This is a genomic window from Cytophagia bacterium CHB2 (genome assembly GCA_030263535.1).
GTDB lineage: Bacteria > Zhuqueibacterota > Zhuqueibacteria > Zhuqueibacterales > Zhuqueibacteraceae > Coneutiohabitans.
This window is the reverse complement of record SZPB01000105.1, coordinates 1-17,794: the sequence shown is the minus strand read 5'-3', so window position 1 is coordinate 17,794 and position 17,794 is coordinate 1. Positions and strand designations below refer to the sequence as shown.

15 protein-coding genes are annotated in these 17,794 nt (G+C 52.4%); 11 read left to right on the top strand and 4 right to left on the bottom strand.

Annotation, left to right across the window (positions count from 1 at the left end; translation table 11 throughout):
- Together FBQ85_12205 and FBQ85_12200 are read left to right on the top strand one after the other, a co-directional pair.
- Positions 1-332, top strand: a 332-nt coding sequence (locus tag FBQ85_12205; protein MDL1875917.1) for an adenosine deaminase, incomplete at its 5' end; no start/stop codon positions are given.
- A 227-nt stretch (positions 333-559) separates the two neighbouring features.
- On the top strand, positions 560-1,291 hold the full coding sequence (locus FBQ85_12200; protein MDL1875916.1) for a DUF2652 domain-containing protein: 732 nt from the start codon (positions 560-562) through the stop codon (positions 1,289-1,291).
- Positions 1,292-1,339: 48 nt separating this feature from the next.
- Here the strand turns inward: FBQ85_12200 and FBQ85_12195 are convergent, their stop codons facing one another.
- Together FBQ85_12195 and FBQ85_12190 are read right to left on the bottom strand one after the other, a co-directional pair.
- The gene (locus FBQ85_12195; GenBank protein MDL1875915.1) at positions 1,340-2,446 is read right to left on the bottom strand and encodes a carboxylate-amine ligase; all 1,107 of its coding nucleotides are present in this window, start codon (positions 2,444-2,446) and stop codon (positions 1,340-1,342) included.
- A gap of 22 nt (positions 2,447-2,468) precedes the next feature.
- Complete coding sequence (locus tag FBQ85_12190; protein ID MDL1875914.1) at positions 2,469-3,464, bottom strand: hypothetical protein; 996 nt, start codon at positions 3,462-3,464, stop codon at positions 2,469-2,471.
- Between the two features lie 394 nt (positions 3,465-3,858).
- Between FBQ85_12190 and FBQ85_12185 the strand changes: the two genes are divergently transcribed.
- The 7 genes from FBQ85_12185 (at position 3,859) to FBQ85_12155 (ending at position 13,245) form a co-directional block, all read left to right on the top strand.
- On the top strand, positions 3,859-4,926 hold the full coding sequence (locus tag FBQ85_12185; protein ID MDL1875913.1) for a hypothetical protein: 1,068 nt from the start codon (positions 3,859-3,861) through the stop codon (positions 4,924-4,926).
- Between the two features lie 42 nt (positions 4,927-4,968).
- The gene (locus tag FBQ85_12180) at positions 4,969-5,724 is read left to right on the top strand and encodes a hypothetical protein (protein ID MDL1875912.1); all 756 of its coding nucleotides are present in this window, start codon (positions 4,969-4,971) and stop codon (positions 5,722-5,724) included.
- Between the two features lie 370 nt (positions 5,725-6,094).
- The gene (locus FBQ85_12175) at positions 6,095-6,925 is read left to right on the top strand and encodes a diaminopimelate epimerase (GenBank protein ID MDL1875911.1); all 831 of its coding nucleotides are present in this window, start codon (positions 6,095-6,097) and stop codon (positions 6,923-6,925) included.
- Positions 6,916-9,093 carry a CHASE2 domain-containing protein gene (locus FBQ85_12170; protein ID MDL1875910.1) on the top strand — a complete coding sequence of 726 codons (2,178 nt, stop codon included), beginning with the start codon at positions 6,916-6,918 and terminating at the stop codon, positions 9,091-9,093. Before FBQ85_12175 ends, FBQ85_12170 begins: the two co-directional genes overlap by 10 nt.
- A gap of 250 nt (positions 9,094-9,343) precedes the next feature.
- Positions 9,344-10,402: a glycosyltransferase family 9 protein gene (locus FBQ85_12165; GenBank protein ID MDL1875909.1), complete on the top strand. Its 1,059-nt coding sequence runs from the start codon at positions 9,344-9,346 to the stop codon at positions 10,400-10,402.
- 61 nt (positions 10,403-10,463) lie between these two features.
- The gene (locus FBQ85_12160; GenBank protein MDL1875908.1) at positions 10,464-11,798 is read left to right on the top strand and encodes a hypothetical protein; all 1,335 of its coding nucleotides are present in this window, start codon (positions 10,464-10,466) and stop codon (positions 11,796-11,798) included.
- A gap of 109 nt (positions 11,799-11,907) precedes the next feature.
- Entirely contained in the window at positions 11,908-13,245 is a 1,338-nt protein-coding gene (locus FBQ85_12155; GenBank protein ID MDL1875907.1) for a sigma-54-dependent Fis family transcriptional regulator, read from the top strand.
- A gap of 2 nt (positions 13,246-13,247) precedes the next feature.
- Here FBQ85_12155 and FBQ85_12150 read toward each other — a convergent pair whose 3' ends face one another.
- Entirely contained in the window at positions 13,248-14,369 is a 1,122-nt protein-coding gene (locus tag FBQ85_12150; GenBank protein MDL1875906.1) for a DUF697 domain-containing protein, read from the bottom strand.
- A gap of 989 nt (positions 14,370-15,358) precedes the next feature.
- The gene (locus FBQ85_12145) at positions 15,359-16,003 is read right to left on the bottom strand and encodes a DNA-binding protein (GenBank protein ID MDL1875905.1); all 645 of its coding nucleotides are present in this window, start codon (positions 16,001-16,003) and stop codon (positions 15,359-15,361) included.
- A 269-nt stretch (positions 16,004-16,272) separates the two neighbouring features.
- Here FBQ85_12145 and FBQ85_12140 point away from each other — a divergent pair, with 269 nt between their 5' ends.
- Positions 16,273-16,653 (top strand): nucleotidyltransferase domain-containing protein, encoded by a 381-nt coding sequence (locus tag FBQ85_12140; protein MDL1875904.1) that lies wholly within the window; start codon positions 16,273-16,275, stop codon positions 16,651-16,653.
- Positions 16,654-16,919: 266 nt separating this feature from the next.
- Positions 16,920-17,794, top strand: an 875-nt coding sequence (gene ispG / locus FBQ85_12135) for a (E)-4-hydroxy-3-methylbut-2-enyl-diphosphate synthase (protein MDL1875903.1), incomplete at its 3' end; no start/stop codon positions are given.

Sequence of the window (17,794 nt, the reverse complement as noted above, 5' to 3'; positions counted from 1 at the left end):
AAGAACTGCTCCACTATGTCTGCGACCATCGCATTCCGCTGGAAGTTTGCCTGATCAGCAACGTGCAAACCAAAGCCGTGTTGCGCATCGAGCATCATCCGTTCAAGAAATTCCTCGACCGCCAACTGCGCGTCACACTCAATACCGATAATCGCTTGATCTCGCGCACGACGATGACAGACGAGCTGTGGCTGGCGGTGCAAACCTGGGATTTGAATTACGAACAGGTCAAAAAGATCATTCTCAACGGCTTCAAAAGCCTGTTCATCCCTTTCGCTGAAAAAACCAAAATCTATCACGAGGCCAAAGCCGAGTTGACGAAATATGATTAAACACGTCGCCTGAGTTTGATTGTTTTTTTGAGATGATACTTTAGCCCCGCGCCTAGCGTTGGGGCTTTTGTATTTTAGACGTTTTGGGTGCGCTTGGCTGGCAGGTAGGTGGTGGGCAGTGTCGTTATTCGACGCGCGCTTTGGCCAATACCTCGTTTTCTTCATTGACATCAGGCTGGCGCTGGCTTATATTGCGCAACATAAATCATATTAACCATGAGGGTGATTTGCAACCGCCAACTTCGCAAGCCGTTCTGCTGATTGCCGACATTAGCGGGTTCACGCAGTTTATGAAGCTGCATCGCATGGCAACCAACCATGCCAAACAAATTGTGGTGAAACTGCTGCGGGCGATTATATCCGTTTCCGCGCCGCCGCTCAAACTCGCGGAATTGGAGGGCGATGCCGCCTTTTTCTACGCCGTTTGTCCCGAGGGCAATGTGCCGCGCACGCTTGCAGCCATCAAAACGCAATTGCCGGCTTTCTTCCAGGCATTTTATCAGGCGTTGCATCAAACCTGCGATTTGCGCTTATGCGTCTGCGAGGCGTGCACCAAGGTGGAAGACATGCGCCTGAAGATCGTTCTCCACGCCGGGGAAGTGGCGATCGAGCGGATTCAAACGTTCGAAAAGCTGTTCGGGCTGGATGTGATTCTGGTGCACCGCTTGCTGAAAAATCCGTTGTCCGCGCGTGAGTACATTTTGATGACAGACCCGATTTTTCGCCAATTTGGCGATTTCTATGAATTGCGGCCGGAGAAGTGCAAAGTCAACTGCGAGGGTATTGGCAAGGTTGAGACGCACGTGTTTTATCCGCCGGCAGAGTTGAGCGGCGCCGCCGGAAATCGCACGGAAAAACCATCAGCTTCCTTCCTGCAAAAGCTGCGCTGGACGGCTAAACTCGATGGCAAGTTTTTTCTGGAACTCCTGGGGTTGCATAAACAAAAAGCCCCAGCCTAAAAGGCATGGGGCTGAAAATTTCATTCGATGCGCCTGAGCCGGGAAGCCTCACGCCACTCCTTCCATCGTCTCCTTAATCAGATAATCCACAACCGCAGTCAAATCGTGATTGCTTTCCTCATAGACGCGAAGCTGGCGATCGGCGCTCGATCCGCCGTCGAGAATGCGGTAGAGGTAATTGATTTCCTCGCGGCTGTCCAATTCATCCACCGCCTCATCCACGAAACGAATATACTCATAAATCAAATCGCGTAACGGTACTTCTTTTTGCTTGCCGAAGTCAATGAGCTTGCCCTCGACGCCGTAGCGCGCGGCGCGCCATTTGTTTTCTTCGATCAGGGTGGGGCGATAAATGCGGAAGCTCATGTTGTTTTTGTGCAGCATCCACAGCTTGCAAACGGTGGCTTGAATCAGCGCGGCCAGGGCAATCGTGGTATCCAGGCGCGTCGGCAAGTCGCAAATGCGGACTTCGAGAGTGTTGAAGAAGGCGTGCGGCCGGATGTCCCACCAAATTTTTTTGCCGTTGTCGATGCAATTGGTTTTGACCAGCGTCTGCACGAAATCTTCAAAGTCGGCCCAGGATGCAAAATAATCCGGGATGCCGGTGCGCGGAAAGCGGCGAAAGATGACGGCGCGCGTGGATTTCAAACCCGTGCGCCGGCCCAGCCAGAACGGCGAACTCGTCGACAGGGCCAAAATATGCGGCAGGAAATAACGCATCTGATTGCAAAGCGCAATCGCCGTTTCGCGATCATCGACGCCGACGTGAACGTGCAGGCCGAAAATCAGATTGGCGCGCGCCACGTCGCCCATTTCGTCGATGATGTTTTTGTAACGTTCGTGCTCGGTAATCTCCTGCATCCGCCAATCCGAAAACGGGTGTGTGCCGGCGGCGACAATGCGCAACCCGTTTTTGGCCGCGATTTGCGCGATGCCGCGTCGCAGCGCCGACACACTTTGCCGCGCTTCTTTAATGTCTTTGCAAATGCCGGTGCCCACCTCCACCACGGATTGGTGCATCTCCGGTTTGATGTTTTCCTGTAACAACATCTTGCCGTCTGCCAGCATTTGGGAAACATGCGAACGCAATTCCCGCGTTTGAGGATCGACGATTTGGAACTCCTCTTCAATTCCGAGGGTGAACTGTTCTTTCACGATAGCGCTCCTTCGGTGATGCTCACTTGCCTTTGCCGCGCGTCGTTTTGGCCGCCGGCGGCGCAACCGGATCAAAACCCGTTTGGCCGATGAAGTCTGACCACAAAAACTCCGTGGGCGGTTGCGCTGGAAGCTGCGCGCGTTCGATAGCGAGATCAGACATCTTGTCGACCACCCATTCGAAATTTGGCGCGGTAACAGATTTGTAATCGCAATCCGGCGCGGGATTGCCAAAATCAATCGCGTACGGTATACCGTCGCGCACCGCAAATTCCGCGGTATTTAGATCATAACCCAAGGCATGGTTGATCTGCAGACAATATTTGATGATTTTTTCTTCCAACTCGGGACTCATCGGCGGGGCATTTTGAATGTACTGCTCAAAAAATGGTTTGCCGGGATCGTAGCGCATGATGCGCACATGTTTGCGGCCGACGGTATAGCAGCGATAGTACTCGGTGAACTCGATGCCTTCCTGCAACACCATGCACAAAACACCGGTTTGATTGTAACAATTAAAAAATTCCTCGGCATTGTGAATTTTGTAAACATGTTTCCAGCCGCCGCCGCTGTGGGGCTTGAGAAACGCAGGAAAACCGATATATTCGAATACGTTATCCCAATTGATCGGATAAACCATGTTGCGCATGGACTGCGACGAGGTGTAGGGCGGATGGGCGTTATGCGGCAGCAACACCGTTTTGGGAACCGGCACGCCGATTTTGTGCGCCAGGGCATAATTGAAGAACTTGTCGTCTGCGCTCCACCAGAAGGGATTGTTGATCACATGTGCGCCGGAGAGCATGGCATTCTTCAAATATGCGCGATAGAAAGGGATTTCGTGAGAAATGCGGTCGATGATGACATGGTATCCCGAAGGTTCTGCCATGCGAATGGTTTCAAGTTTGATAAATTCGGCAGTGATGGGAAGATTGCGCTCGGCGCTTTTTTCGTTAATCCGGGCTATCAACGCTTCAGGGAAGGAGTTCTCTTCGCCGCGTATAACGCCAACTTTCATTGACCCTCCTCATGGTTCAATTTAATCATGGCTATTCCTGAGTGGCAACTGGGCAGATCACCGTTTGGGCGTTTTCACTTTTCTATCGTTGGTGCTGACTTCTCGCCTGCAAAAGTTACAACGCTCTGCAGTAGTTTCTCACGACTGAACAGTTACCGTGAATTTTAGCAGACCCGGTTTCGTACGGAAACGAAGAAGGGTCAGCACTGAACAAAATTGACTCAAAATCAATATAAGGAGTCACTTACAAAAATGGAAGTGAAAATTTTTTTGTCACGGTGAAATTACAGCACCGGCTTTGCTCACTTGAGCGCATTTGTGAGTATTTTATGGTAATCAAAAATTTATTTGAGTAGACGCGCAGCACTACCTCCCAGAATTAAAGGAGTAAAACATGGCACCCTTGACGCTGGTGGCCAACTGGCAAGCTCGCTTGAACGGCAAATTGGATGGCGTAAAAGAGCGGCCGGCCCAAAACGGCGACAACATTGCTTATTATTTGTATAAAGGCAAGCAACAAGGCCTCAGCAGCAACGGCCAATGGCATGAGGTGCAGTGCGCCTCCGAGTACGAGCAAAAAGTCTGCAAGGTCGCAGATCGCGACATTCGCAAAGTCTATCAAAAATGGCAGAGCCGTGATGCCAAGCTCATCGGCGAGCACAAAAACTGGATGCACAAGCTCAAGCAGGCAGAGGAGAACTACTTTGCGCGCCGCAACGATTTGGAGCGTGATTCAACCTTTGACGTGACCCCGTGGTGGTATTTTCCCATGATCTTCGTCTTCGGCATTGCTGAATTTGCGATGAACGCGCAAGTCTTCGACATCTTCGGCTCGCCGCGCTTTGAAACCATCATCATGGCGTTGATTTTATCGTTTGCCATTCCGGTATCCGGCCACTTTTGGGGCCGCTTTTTGCGCGAAGATGAAAAAGAAAAACCGTTGATTTTTCTCTCGGTCGGATGTTTGGCCGTCATCCTGTTCTCGCTGTATTCGCTCGCCGAAGTGCGGAACAATTACCTGCGCTTGACCTCTTCTTCCACCGAAGAAATGGCGTTTAGTGCGTGGTTGTTTTTTCTCTCGCTGAATTTGCTGATCTTCGTAATTTCGGTATATGCTTCGTGGTATGCGCACGAACGCGATTTCAAATTATTCAAGTTCAAACGTGATTACTTGAAAGCGATGGCCAAGATTCACAAAATCGAAAGCCGCCGCAACGCGCTCAAATCCTCCTGCCACAATCAGAGCTACCGCATCCGGGACGCGGCGCATCAAGCGATCAGCGTTTATCGCCAGCACAACATGCGCCACCGCGAAGACGATCGCCGGCCCAAGGCCTTCGAAATGCTGCCCGATATTCTCATTCCCGATTTCGAGGAAGAAACGTTTGCCACCAACGGTCAGGGATTGCCATTGCGCAGCCTGCCCTCGCAAGCGGGCAGTTCGCGCTACGCTTTTGATTAATATCCATAACGGCTTCAATCATTGGTTTTGGGATTGCTTAGGATGACTATCGCGATTAGGAAATGGACGAGCAAATCGTTTTGGCGGATGGGGTTGTCAGTGCTCATGTTCCCGATCTTGCTGTTGCACACCGGGTGTAACAACACGGAAGCGCAAGACGGCGAGCGTCGCTGGGTGATGATCTTTCTCGACATGTCGTTGAGCACACTGCCCGACCGGGACAATTATCAAAAATATCTGCAAAGCATCGTTGCCAAATTGCATCCCGGCGACCGCTTGACCGTGTGCAAAATCATCGATCTCACCATCGCCGACTTTGCCCCGATTTATGACGCGACACTGCCCTCTTTTAATTTCTGGACGGATAATCGTACGCAATACGATCGCCACACGCGCGGCATTACCGCGGAGATCTTGACGACGGTCGACAGCGTGCTGCAAACCAAGCCGCGCATTCAGAAAGCCGAAATTATCAACTCGTTTTTAATCTGTGATCAGCTCATGCGGGGCAAGCGCCTGAAAAAGTCGCTGGTGATCATTTCCGATATGCAGGAAAGCACGGATGAATTCGATTTTCGCACGGATAACATGAACGCGGCCTACGTCAATCGCGCGCTCGAAACGCTGAAGAACAAGGGCCGCATTCCCAAGCTGGACGATGTCGAGGTGTGGATTGCCGGCGCTTACTCCAAGGAAACCGAACGCTATTTCATCATCAATGATTTCTGGAGCCGTTATATCGCGGCAAGCGGCGCCGAGCTGAAATCGTATTCCCACACGCTGCTGGATTTTGAGTAGGCGTTTTCTCGAAAACTCCCATTTCAAGATTGTTCTGCTTGAACAGTCTAAGCCAGTCTTATGAATTTTGACATTCAAGTTTGGTAATGATCAGCCACGGCCGAACAAACTGGGATTACCGATCTTGATTGTCAAATTGCATCAGACAGATTAAATACCGCCGACTTAAGGGCAACTAGACTAGCGCGAACAAAATTTACGTTTCAATTTTGCGTCAACCGGTAAAATTGCGGGTACTGATAAACATAAAGCCCACCACAAAGAAAACAAGCCCAAACGTTTTGACTTTCTCTTCCCCCCTGTTTATATTCCTGCCAATTCTTCCTAGGCATTTATTCTTGAGGTTGACACCCAAGCTCGGCTTGTTCTCATGTCCTCGACGATTCCCTTCATTAAATACTCCGCAACCGGAAATGATTTCATTTTGATCGACAATCGCCGGCGCATTTTAAACGGCGACGAAACAACTTTGCTGCACGAGATGTGTGGCCGCAAAACCGGCATCGGCGCGGACGGCATTTTGTTGATTGAGAATCCGCGGCGGGCGGATTGCGCTTTCACCATGCGCTATTTCAATCGTGATGGCCGTGAGTCGGAAATGTGCGGCAACGGCGCGCGCGCCAGCGCTTTTCATGCGTACACGCACGGCATGGCGACGGCAGAAATGTATTTTGAGGTTAGCGGCGACCGCTACCACGCCCGCGTCGAAAGCGATCGTGTGCGTTTGCGCATGCAGTCGCCTCACGATCTTCGTTTACAGCCGGGCGCGCTCAAAACTCTGGAATATCCGGAGGGGCTTCACCTCGAAGAATGCGGGTTCGTGAATACCGGCGTGCCGCATTATATTGTGTTTGTAAATGATGTCTCAAAAGCTCCAGTAACCGCACTTGGCCGCACGCTGCGCCATCACCCCGCATTTGCGCCCGCCGGCGCGAATGTGAATTTCGTCGAAATGGTTTCACCGTCACATCTTAAACTGCGCACATATGAACGCGGTGTCGAGGAAGAAACCCTGGCATGCGGCACGGGCGCGGTGGCCTCGGCATGGCTGGCGCATCTGAGGCATCACATGAGTTTTCCGATCACCTTGACGACTCCCGGGGGTGAGTTATGTGTTGAGCAAGAGCTGGCAACCGGCCGGTTAACGCTCGCCGGCAACGTTCGCAAGACATTCACGGGCGAGTATCTGCGATGCGACTGAAATATTCCCTGGCTCGAAAAACACTGCTCGGCGCCGCGCTGGGTTTGCTGGCTGCCGGGCTGATTTGGCTGTTCAGCGAAGTTGTTGCGCCGGGTATCTACAACCGCTTCGAAGCAGAGACGCTGGATCTGCGCTATCGCCGGCGCATTGATCATTTGCGCGCCCAGCGCGGTGAAGCCGCCATTGAAGAAATCGTGATCGTCGATATTGACGAGCGCAGCATGCAAAAGCTCGGCAACTTTTCGCAATGGCCGCGCACGCATCATGCCCGCTTGGTGGATTATCTGCACACGGGCGGGGCCTCCGTGATTTGTTTCGATATTCTATTCATGAACCGGAATCTCAATCGCCGCGCCGATAGTTTGTTTGCCGACCGTGTGTATGCCGCCGGCAACGTGGTCAATGCGCTGGCGTTCGCGCGCGCCAATCCTGAGGCATTTCGTTATGTTATGACAGAGCCGCCGCAATCGTTCAACGCAGCGCGCTATGCGCTGGACTTGCCGCCCTCTGCCGCGCGGAGATTTGCGCATGAAGATCGTTTTGACGGCGAGTTTTTTGAGTTGTACAATGCCAGCGCGCAGCTTGGATTTGCGAATTTTTTGGCAGACGAAGATGATGCCATTCGCCGCATGCCGCTGTTCATGAATTTTGCCGGCAAGACTTATCCCTCACTTCCGTTGGCAGTTGTTATGGAAGCCGCCGGCATCGATCGTCGCCAAATTCACGTTGTTCCCGGCAAGGAAGTGGTGTTGCGCCAGGCTGCAAATGGCGGCGCAAGCTGGCATATTCCGATTGACAATGATGGCCGGGTCTTGATCAACTATGTCGGAAGCTATCAAACATTTCGTTACGTGCCCTACGTCGACGTACTCGAACAGCGCCTGCCCGTGGATTTTTTTCGCAATAAAATCGTCCTGGTCGGCACTTCGGCGCCGGGCTTGTATGATCTGCGGGTCGTGCCGTTTCAAGGCGATTTCCCCGGCGTCGAGATTCACGCCAACCTCATCTACAGCATTCTGAAGCAAGAATTTCTCTCCCGCCAATCTGAAGTCGCGAGCAACCTCACGCTGGCAATCACGGGCGCGTTGATCGGTGTTATTGCAATTCTCTTAAGCCCGTGGTTGAGCATCTTATGTTCTCTCGTATGCGGCGCGGCCTATGTCTGGTTCACCTTCTGGGCCTTCACCAATCGACTCGCGTGGATTCCGGCGGTGGCGCCGGTGCAGGTTATGGTGATCGCGCTGTTGCTCGCGATGATCTATCGTTATCTCAACGAAGAGCGCGAAAAAAAGCTCATTTTTGGCATGTTCGGCAACTATCTCTCCGATAATCTTATGCGCGAGATTCTGCGCAATCCCAACATGCTCAAGCTGGGCGGCGAACATAAATATGCCACGGCTTTTTTTTCCGATATCAAAAACTTCACCACGATATCGGAAAAGTTGGGGCCCGCGGCATTGATTCAGCATTTAAATGAGTATCTTTCCGCAATGACGGAGATCGTGCTGAAATACGGCGGCTATCTCGACAAATACGAGGGCGATGCCATCGTTGCCGCATTCGGCGCGCCGGTGGATCAACCCGATCACGCCGAGCGCGCGTGCTTTGCCGCGCTTGATATGCAAGAGGAACTGGTCTCCTTGCGCAAAAAATGGGAACGCGAGAGGCGTCCGCTCTTCGAGGTGCGCATCGGCCTTAATTCCGGCGCTATGATCGCCGGCAACATTGGCGGTAAAGATCGATTCGATTACACGATGATTGGCGATTCCGTCAATCTGGCCTCGCGCCTCGAAGGCGTGAACAAAATGTATGGCACGAATATTATCATCAGTGAAGAAACTCACGAGTTGGTCAAGAATAAAGTCATTGCGCGCGAGTTGGATTTCATTCGAGTAAAAGGTAAAACCAAACCGGTAAAAATTTATGAGTTGATTACGCGCCGCGATCAGGGCATTGGCCAGGAAGCCGCCGCGATTTATACGCATTATGCCCGTGGCCTGGAATTCTATCGCCAGCAGCAATGGGAAAAAGCCATCGCCGAGTTTCGCCGCGTGCTCTCGCTCAAAAAAGACGGCCCCGCCCTTGAAATGCTGCGCCGCTGCGAGGTTTTTCTGCAAGCGCCACGGCCCAAAAGTTGGGACGGCGTGTTCGAGTTGCAAGGAAAGTGAGGTTTGTTGCTCGTTGATAAATGCCTGGCAAGATCACCAAAACCTTAAACGTATTCGCGCCAAGAGGCGAAGTCAAAAAGTTTCGCAAACAGAAACATAAGCAGGCGCTTTCCATCTCGGTGCGGCGCTGGCTTTTCCTTTTCGCCGAGTTTCATCCCTCCGGCAAAAAGCAGATTGAGTTGACAATCAAAACATCCTCGGCGCAATAGAATTTTAGAGTATTAACCTTTTGCTTATTCACAAATATTTCGTGGCAGACCTCGTTTCAAATCTCAAGAACCACAACTTCCAGCGCATCCTGCTCAGCCGCTTGCGCTTCATGGGCGATGTGATTTTGACGACGCCGGTGGTGCGGCGCTTGCGCGAGGCTTACCCGGCCGCTGAAATCGTTTATCTGACGGAAGCCGCCTTTGCGCCGTTGCTGGCGCACAACCCTCATGTTGATGAAGTCATTGCGTTTTCGCCGCAGCAATCGCATGCGCAGCAAATCCGATTGTATCGCCACTTGCGCCGGCGGCGCTTCGATCTTGTTCTTGATTTATTCGGCAACCCGCGCACGGCTCTGATGACGTGGTTGACCGGCGCGCGCGTCCGCATTGGCGGCGATTTTCGCGGGCGCGGCAAGCTCTACAATTTTCGCGTGCCGCCGCCCAATGTCGAAGTGAGTGCGATCGACTTTCATTTGCGCAGCCTGCAACTTCTCGGCCTGGCAACAACCAGCAAATACACCGAAATTTTTTTGACGCCGGACGAACGCTTGTGGGCGCAGAGTTTTTTATTCATGCAGAATATCGATCCGGCCAAACCGGTGGTCGCGCTTCATCCCGGCGCTACCTGGCCGAACAAGCGCTGGCCGGAAAAGTATTTTGCTGAGGTATCGAATCATTTGCAAAAAAACGGCGTGCAGGTTGTCGTCACACAAGGGCCGGGTGAAACAGGCATTGTGCAAGAATTGCAGCGACTGTCGCCGGCCGCAACGATTCTGCCGGTTTTATCTTTGCGTGAGACCGCCGCCATTCAACATCAATGCAAGGCGGTTGTGGCAAATGATTGCGGCATTATGCATCTGGCGGTGGCCGTGGGCACGCCCACCATCGGCTTGTTCGGGCCGAGCCAGAAGGAGATTTGGTTTCCCTATGAAATCACAAACGGCCATCTTGCATTGGATATTCCAATCGACTGCCGGCCGTGCCATAAAAATTATTGCCCGCTGCAACACACAGATTGCCAGAACCTGTTGCCGCCGTTTCGCGTCATCGATGAAGTTATGCAACGATTGAGCAAACAGGCTCCAGGAACGATTGCATAAACGTTGCCATTTGTTCTGCGCGGCAATCCTGTTCCCTTTGGACTCCGATGAGAAAAACAGCATGCCCTTTTCATTGCTAAAGTCTTCACGCGCCCTCGTCATTTGGGTAAGTGTGATGATCATTCTCGTGCTGACGATCTTCAACCTGGGCAGTTGGTTTTTCATCAATCGCATTGAAGATTCATTAGAGAGTGAATTGGAGGCGCGGTTGCATGCCGTGGCGCGGCTCTCGGCCGAGTTGGTCGAAAATGGCCCGTTCATCCGCTATCTTGAAAATGGGCAGCAATTCAGCGCGCGCTTGTTGGTGCAGCCCCTGCTCGAACGCCTGCCGGAGGAGATCGAGGTGCAGCAAATGTATCTTGTCGATCGGGATCTGCGTGTGCTGGCGAGCAGCGATCCGGAACTTTTTCCGTCGGGACGGGAGGTGCTTTATTTGCGTGAAGACAGCGCCGAAGTTGCTGCAGCCTGGGGCGGCGCCATCAGCGCTTCGGCGGTGCGCGTGATTGCTGACTCGCGTTTCAAAACGGCGTATGCGCCGGTCAAGAATGCCTCATTCGAAGTCGTATGCTTAATAGTAGTGGAGGCAAGCGCAAATTTTTTTGATTTATTGCTGCGATTCCGCCGCGGTTTGATTTTGATAGGCCTGATCAGCCTGGCAGTATTGATTTTCTTTGCCATTTTTTTGGCCAGCGCTATTTCGTTGTTCCTGCGCACACAAGAAGACTTGCGCCGTTCGGAACGGTTGGCAGCAATGGGGCAAATGACGGCAACGGTCGCGCACGAAATCCGCAATCCGCTCAGCATCATTAAAAATACCGCAGAAGTTCTGCGCCAAAAATATGACAGCAAAACGCAGCCCGACGAGTTATTCGAATTTATACCGTCCGAAGTGCGGCGCTTGAGCCGCTTGGTGAATGATTTTTTGGCGTTCGCGCGCGATCGCGAGCTGGTGTTGCGGCCCGGCGATCTCGTGCAAACCGTGTCGCAGGCCCTGGCCCGGGCGCGCAATCAAGATCATGCCGCGGACATTAGTTGGCGTTTCGACGCCATGCCGCAGAGCATTGTCATGAATTTTGACGAAGACGCTTTGACGCAAATATTGATGAATTTGTTTTTGAATGCGGCGCAGGCGGTGAGCGGCGCCGGCATAATCGAGGTGACTCTCGAAGACTTGCGCCCGGATCAAAAACACGTTCATCTCAGCGTGCGTGACAGCGGGCCGGGGCTGCCGGTCGCGCCTGAAAAAATTTTCGAGCCATTCTTCACCACAAAAACCCACGGCTCCGGACTCGGCCTTGCGGTTTCCAAACAACTAATTGAAAAACACAGAGGCCGTCTCGAAGCCGAATCCCAAAAAGGCAAGGGAACAACCATGCATATTTGGCTGCCGGGATGATTAAAGCAAGTCATCACGACAGTGGCTGTAGGAGAATTTTCCCACGATCGCATCGCCGGACGACGAGTAACCAGCAACCAGCAACCAGAAACCAGAAACCAGAAACCAGATGAACGATTATCGTATTTTGATTGTCGATGACGAAGCGCGCATGTGCGCTGTGCTCAAGGCTGCGTTGGAGCCGGAAGGCTATGCCATTGCCACGGCAACGAGCGGCACTGCCGCGATCAACGCGCTCGATACGCACGCCTTCGAGCTTGTTCTCACGGATTTGAAAATGGGCGAGCCTGGCGGAATGGAAGTTCTGCGCTTAGCCAAACAGCGCCACCCGCAGTGCGAGGTGATTTTGATGACGGCTTACGCCACAGCGCAGACAGCGGTGGATGCGATGAAAAACGGCGCCTACGATTACATCATCAAACCATTCGAGCTGGATGAGTTGAAACTCAAGATCCGGCGGCTGGCCGACCGCAACGCCCTGGTGGAAGAGAACCGCTCGCTCAAAAACGAATTGAAGCAACGCTATGCCGTGGAAAACATGATCGGCAAAAGCGGCGCGATGCAGGAAGTCTACAAAATGATTCACAAAGTCGCGCCCAGCGATGCCACGGTTTTGATTCGCGGCGAGAGCGGCACAGGCAAAGAACTAGTGGCGCAGGCAATACATTATCTCAGTCCGCGTGCGGACAGGCCGTTTGTGACGATCAACTGCGCCGCCCTGCCGGAGAATTTGCTGGAAAGTGAATTGTTCGGTTATGAAAAAGGTGCATTCACGGGAGCGGACAAACGCAAGCCCGGCCTGTTCGAGGTGGCAGGCGAGGGCACTATTTTTCTCGATGAGATCGGCGAAATCACGCCGGCAATTCAAGTGAAGTTGCTGCGCGCCCTGCAAAACCGCCAGATCATTCATCTCGGCGGCACCGAGCCGATCGCCATCCGCAGCCGCACGATTGCGGCCACCAATCGCGATCTTGAAACCGGATTGAAAAGTGGTATGATTCGCGAGGATTTTTACTATCGCATCAATGTTTTTCCCATCACGATTCCCTCGTTGCGCCGCCGCCTGGAAGATCTCCCCGATCTCATCAGCCACTTTCTCGCCAAGGCCGGCAAGAATCCCGAGGCCATAACAGCGGAGGCCATGGAAAAGCTGCGCCTGTACATGTGGCCGGGAAATGTGCGTGAACTGGAAAACGTCATTGAACGCTCACTGATCATGGCGGGCGATCAGGCGATCACCGTGACGGATTTGCCGCCGCACATTCAGGGTATTCAAAAACTGCCCACCTCATTTGATATTCCGGAAGAAGGCATCAACCTGGAAGATATGGAACGGCGGTTAATTCATCGCGCAATTGAAAAGGCGGGAGGCAACAAGAGCCGCGCCGCGAAATTGCTGGGCATCACGCGCCGCAAGCTCTATTCGATGTTGGAGAGATTGGGGTAAAGCTAGAACAGCCTCACCCAGGCTTCTTTCAGAGACACCGGCATCAACACCAATCCTTCTTTTATCACGGGTTTGAGCATCCTCACCGCTTCGCGATTGGCAGCGCGGCGCGCCTCCTTGCGCACAAAGTTCTGGCCGGCGGCGAGCAGATAATTCTTCGTCATCACACCCACACGCAGCGTGAGAAACGCATTCGCCATGCCTTGCAGCAAGGAAGCGGTAATTAATTGAAAGCCGGGAATCGCGCCCAACACGCCCATGCCGAGATTGGGGAAAACCTGTTCCAATTCCAGATCTTCCAAGCCCTCGGCAATCAATGCTGCCGCAGCGATGCTGGTATACATCTTCACCAATTGCGGCAACGCCGGGCGAAATCCCAGACTAGCCACCAATTCCCGCACCATGCGAACGTTCGTGCCGATCACCATGACGGTGTCGAGCCGGCCGTTTTGCGAGATGGCCGTTGACACGAAAACAAGTTTGGCATTCTTGGAAACGATTGCGTTCATCTGCTGGACTCGCTGCGTAAAGAGCGTGCGCAACGGTTCATTGAGATCAAGGCCTTGCTGCATCGCAGTCTGCAAACGCGCCAGCTCTTCTGCGTTCAGCCGTCCCCGTTTAATCATCGTCTTTGCGATGCGACGGCAGGTTGGTGCATCGGTCAATCCGTTTTGCGCAACGAACATATGAATCGGTATAACCGGCGCTTTTAGAACCGTCATAACGGGACGCACAAAAAAGGCAAAACCGAGAACCAGAATCAGCAGATAAAATGCTGCTTCCAATGCCGGATGAACACGCCCGATCTTCTCGCCGATCACGAGGAGGTTGCCGATGATCATGATCAACAAAAAGAACAGCGCCGCCCCGCCGATGATGAGCCAAATTGAAATGGCTTGATTGTTCTGTTTCATGGTGATGCTATTGCTTAAATTCAGGGTTGTGTGGAGGCGGCTGCGTGCGCAACGATGAAACAACGTTGCCTTCGATCCCATGAACGATCGACATGATACCGGTTTCCGGCTCATAAAGTAGGCTTTGTTTGACTTCAACGAAATAATCGGAGATCGCCTCACGCAACATCGGGCGCTCGACTTCCTCCGTTTCATAATGATCCCACACATCCCAAATGATAATGCCGAAACCCAAAATCAAACCGAACAATTTGCCGCCGGTTTTGGCTGTGACTTTCCCGCCGGTTTTCGCAGCGACGCCCGCCGCTGCTTCACCGGCGGCCTTGCCGGCCAGCTTGCCCGATACTTTCGTGCCCATACTTTTGATGGCCGGGCTTAATGATTTCGACAGCATCACGCCGCCGCCCACTGTCGATACCGTGGCAGCTTTCAGTGAAAGCGAAATCTGGCGATTGCCTTCAATATTCGAGGTGAGCACGGCAATATCGTCGAGATAGCGCTCCCACTCCGGCTTTGGAATTTTGTACTCGGCGGGAATACCGGCGAGATCACGCGCCAGACTGCTGACATAGACTTCCAAAACTTCGGTGGTCATGCGCTCCAATTCCAGTTGCGCGATTTGCGGGCGCAGCACGCGTTGCGCAAATTCTTCCTGAACTTCCTCGGTGATGCGCTCGGCGGCCTCTGGCTCATCTTCAAAGACATAATGCATGACGGCATAACCCAGCGCTTTTAATCCCAGCTTTTGCTGATTCCAATAGCCGAAATACCAGTCGAGAAAATCCCGGTCCACGCGCCACATGAGATCGTCGATCCAGGCGTTCAGCTTATGCGTGGCAGTTGTATCCGCCGCCGCACGCGCTTGCGCCAATGAAGCCACGATGGCGGCATCGACCTGCGTCCAATCAACCGGCGGCTCGGGAACCGGCTTTGTAACCCGCACGGGCTTTGCCGTTTCACGGCTCAACCACCACTTGCCTACACCGGCAGCGACGATGAGGATGACAATTAACCAAACAATTTTGGAGATCAAATTTGTCCAGGCATTGAGCTTGTCAGAATTCATCGCTCGGCTTTCGATTCGTGAGGGTGAAGCCTTGAGAAACGATAGATGGCAGAACGTATCGTGTCACCATGTTTAAAAGTTATCTGAGAAATTCTGGCGTTTACACGCGATTAACAACGCCCGTGGCGCAAGGCTATTTCTTCAACAACTTGAAGGCATGCGTCCAGTCATTGTGCAAAAATCCCGGGATGCACCACAAGATGCACAGCGGCTCAATGGCGCGCGCCGCCTCCACGCCTCCCATGTCCTCCACCTCAAAGCCAAACAGGTCAAGAATTTTACTGACCTCATTCTTGGCGTTTTGATGGTTGCCGCAAATAAACATGCTCGGCTTAATGCCGCCGAAATTCGGGTTGATCATAAACGCATTGCCGATACAACTGAACGCTTTGACGAAATGCGTCTCCGGGAAAGCCGCCTGCAATTGTTCCATGAGCGAGTTGTCGAGCGAGGTGAAATACTTTATCACACCATTTTCCGGCGGCGTTTCGGCAATGGGATTGGTGGTGTCAATAATGATTTTGCCTTTGAGATTTTCCTCGCCGGCCAACCGCAATGTACTTTGGGCTATCGTGCCTTTGGCAGCCAGCACCAACATCTCACCAAAGGCTGCCGTTTCAGCAAAGGTTCCAACTCTCCCGTCCTTTCCCGCAGAGGCTTTCCAGGCAGATAATTTTCCCGGATTACGTGTTCCCACCATCACTTCGTAGCCATATTTTATGAAACCAGTGGCCAGCGCTTTTCCCACATCTCCCGAGCCCAGAATTCCAATTCTCATGTTGCACTCCTTTGTTTGATGCTGCTACGTCAAGGAAATGACTCTAAGAAAACACCTGTTGTTTTACAAAAATCCCAATCCAAATTCAATGAGAATTGTGCCGGCGCGAAACTCATTCGTTTGAAACGGCTAGCTGCCAGGATTGTATTGTAAGGAAGTTTAGCACGATTACACCGGTTGACTATCCTGCACAGATGTGTTATATTTGCCGGTCACAGCGTGTGAATGCCGTCACGAATTTCTGATGATGATTCAATCTCAAATTGGCAATGAACAACCGGATGCATAAAAAGCTGCAGCAGGCACTCGCATGTGAAGCAGCAATTCTTTTTGCTTATTTATTCGGTTCTGCAGCGGTGAATGAAACGACACCCCTGAGCGATATCGACATTGCCGTCTTTCCTGCAAAGAAATTAAGCCTCGACGAACGGCTCGGCATCATTCAACGATTGGGCAAGAAAACTGCGCTGGAAAATTTGGATGTGACTTTCCTGGATCGCCTGGAAAATCTTTATTTGATGAACAGCATCTTTGAGCAAGGGATTTTGCTGCTTGATCGCGACCGCGACCACCGCGAGTTGTTTGAAGTGATGGCGCATCATCGTTTTCTCGATTTTCAATATCAACGAAAACTCTATCTGGGTGTTTGAGTGGGCCCGGTGCACTGACACCTTGAACTATTCGGATACTCTGTTTTGGTCATTCAGATGGAATCTTGTGAAGTATTTAGTAGTGTGCTGTTGCCTTCACAAGATCATGGAAGGTCGACAGGAACTGGGAAAAGGTCAAAATCTTGGGAACCCTGCGTGACAATGCGTTGAACATATGAAACAGTCATCTACGATAGCAATTGCCAGATCGTGTTGAAGAAAACAACCGAAGTCAAAAAGTACATCGCATACATCGAAAGCAGCTTATGATCTCCTCATTTGTGAAATTCTGTGAACACCCGTTTTTTTACCGCCGGCGCCCGACGCACGAAGTGAAAGTGGGCGACATTGGCATTGGCTGCGAGAATCCCATTCGCGTGCAATCCATGACGATTTCCGATACCATGGACACGGCCGCGACTGTGAAAGAAACCATTCAACTTCACGAAGCCGGTTGCGAGATTGTGCGCATCACAGCGCCTTCGATGAACGAGGCCGAGAATCTGCGCAACATCAAAGCCGAGCTGCGGCGGCAAAACATTCGTGTGCCGCTGGTGGCGGATATTCACTACACACCCAACGCGGCGTTGGTAGCCGCGGAGATTGTCGAGAAAGTGCGCATCAATCCCGGCAATTATGCGGACAAGAAAAAGTTCGAGGTGCGCGAATACACCGAGGCCGAATATCAAGGCGAGCTCGAGCGCATCGCGCAGCGCTTCTCGCCGCTGGTGAAAAAATGCCGGGCCAATGGCGTGAGCATGCGCATCGGCGTGAATCACGGTTCGCTTGCCGATCGCATCATGAATCGCTACGGCGACACGCCTGAAGGTATGGTGCAATCTGCGTTGGAGTTCATCCGCATCTGCGAGTCGCACGGCTACAAAGATATCGTCGTGTCGATGAAATCTTCGAATCCGCAAGTCATGATTCAGGCATATCGTTTACTCGCGGCGCGCATGTATGAATTGGGCATGACCTATCCCTTTCATCTCGGCGTTACGGAAGCGGGCGACGGCGAAGACGGCCGCATCAAGTCTGCCGTAGGCATCGGCGCGTTGTTGGAAGACGGGCTTGGCGATACGATTCGTGTGTCGTTGACGGAAGACTCGATTTATGAAATTCCCGTGGCGCAGGCCCTGGT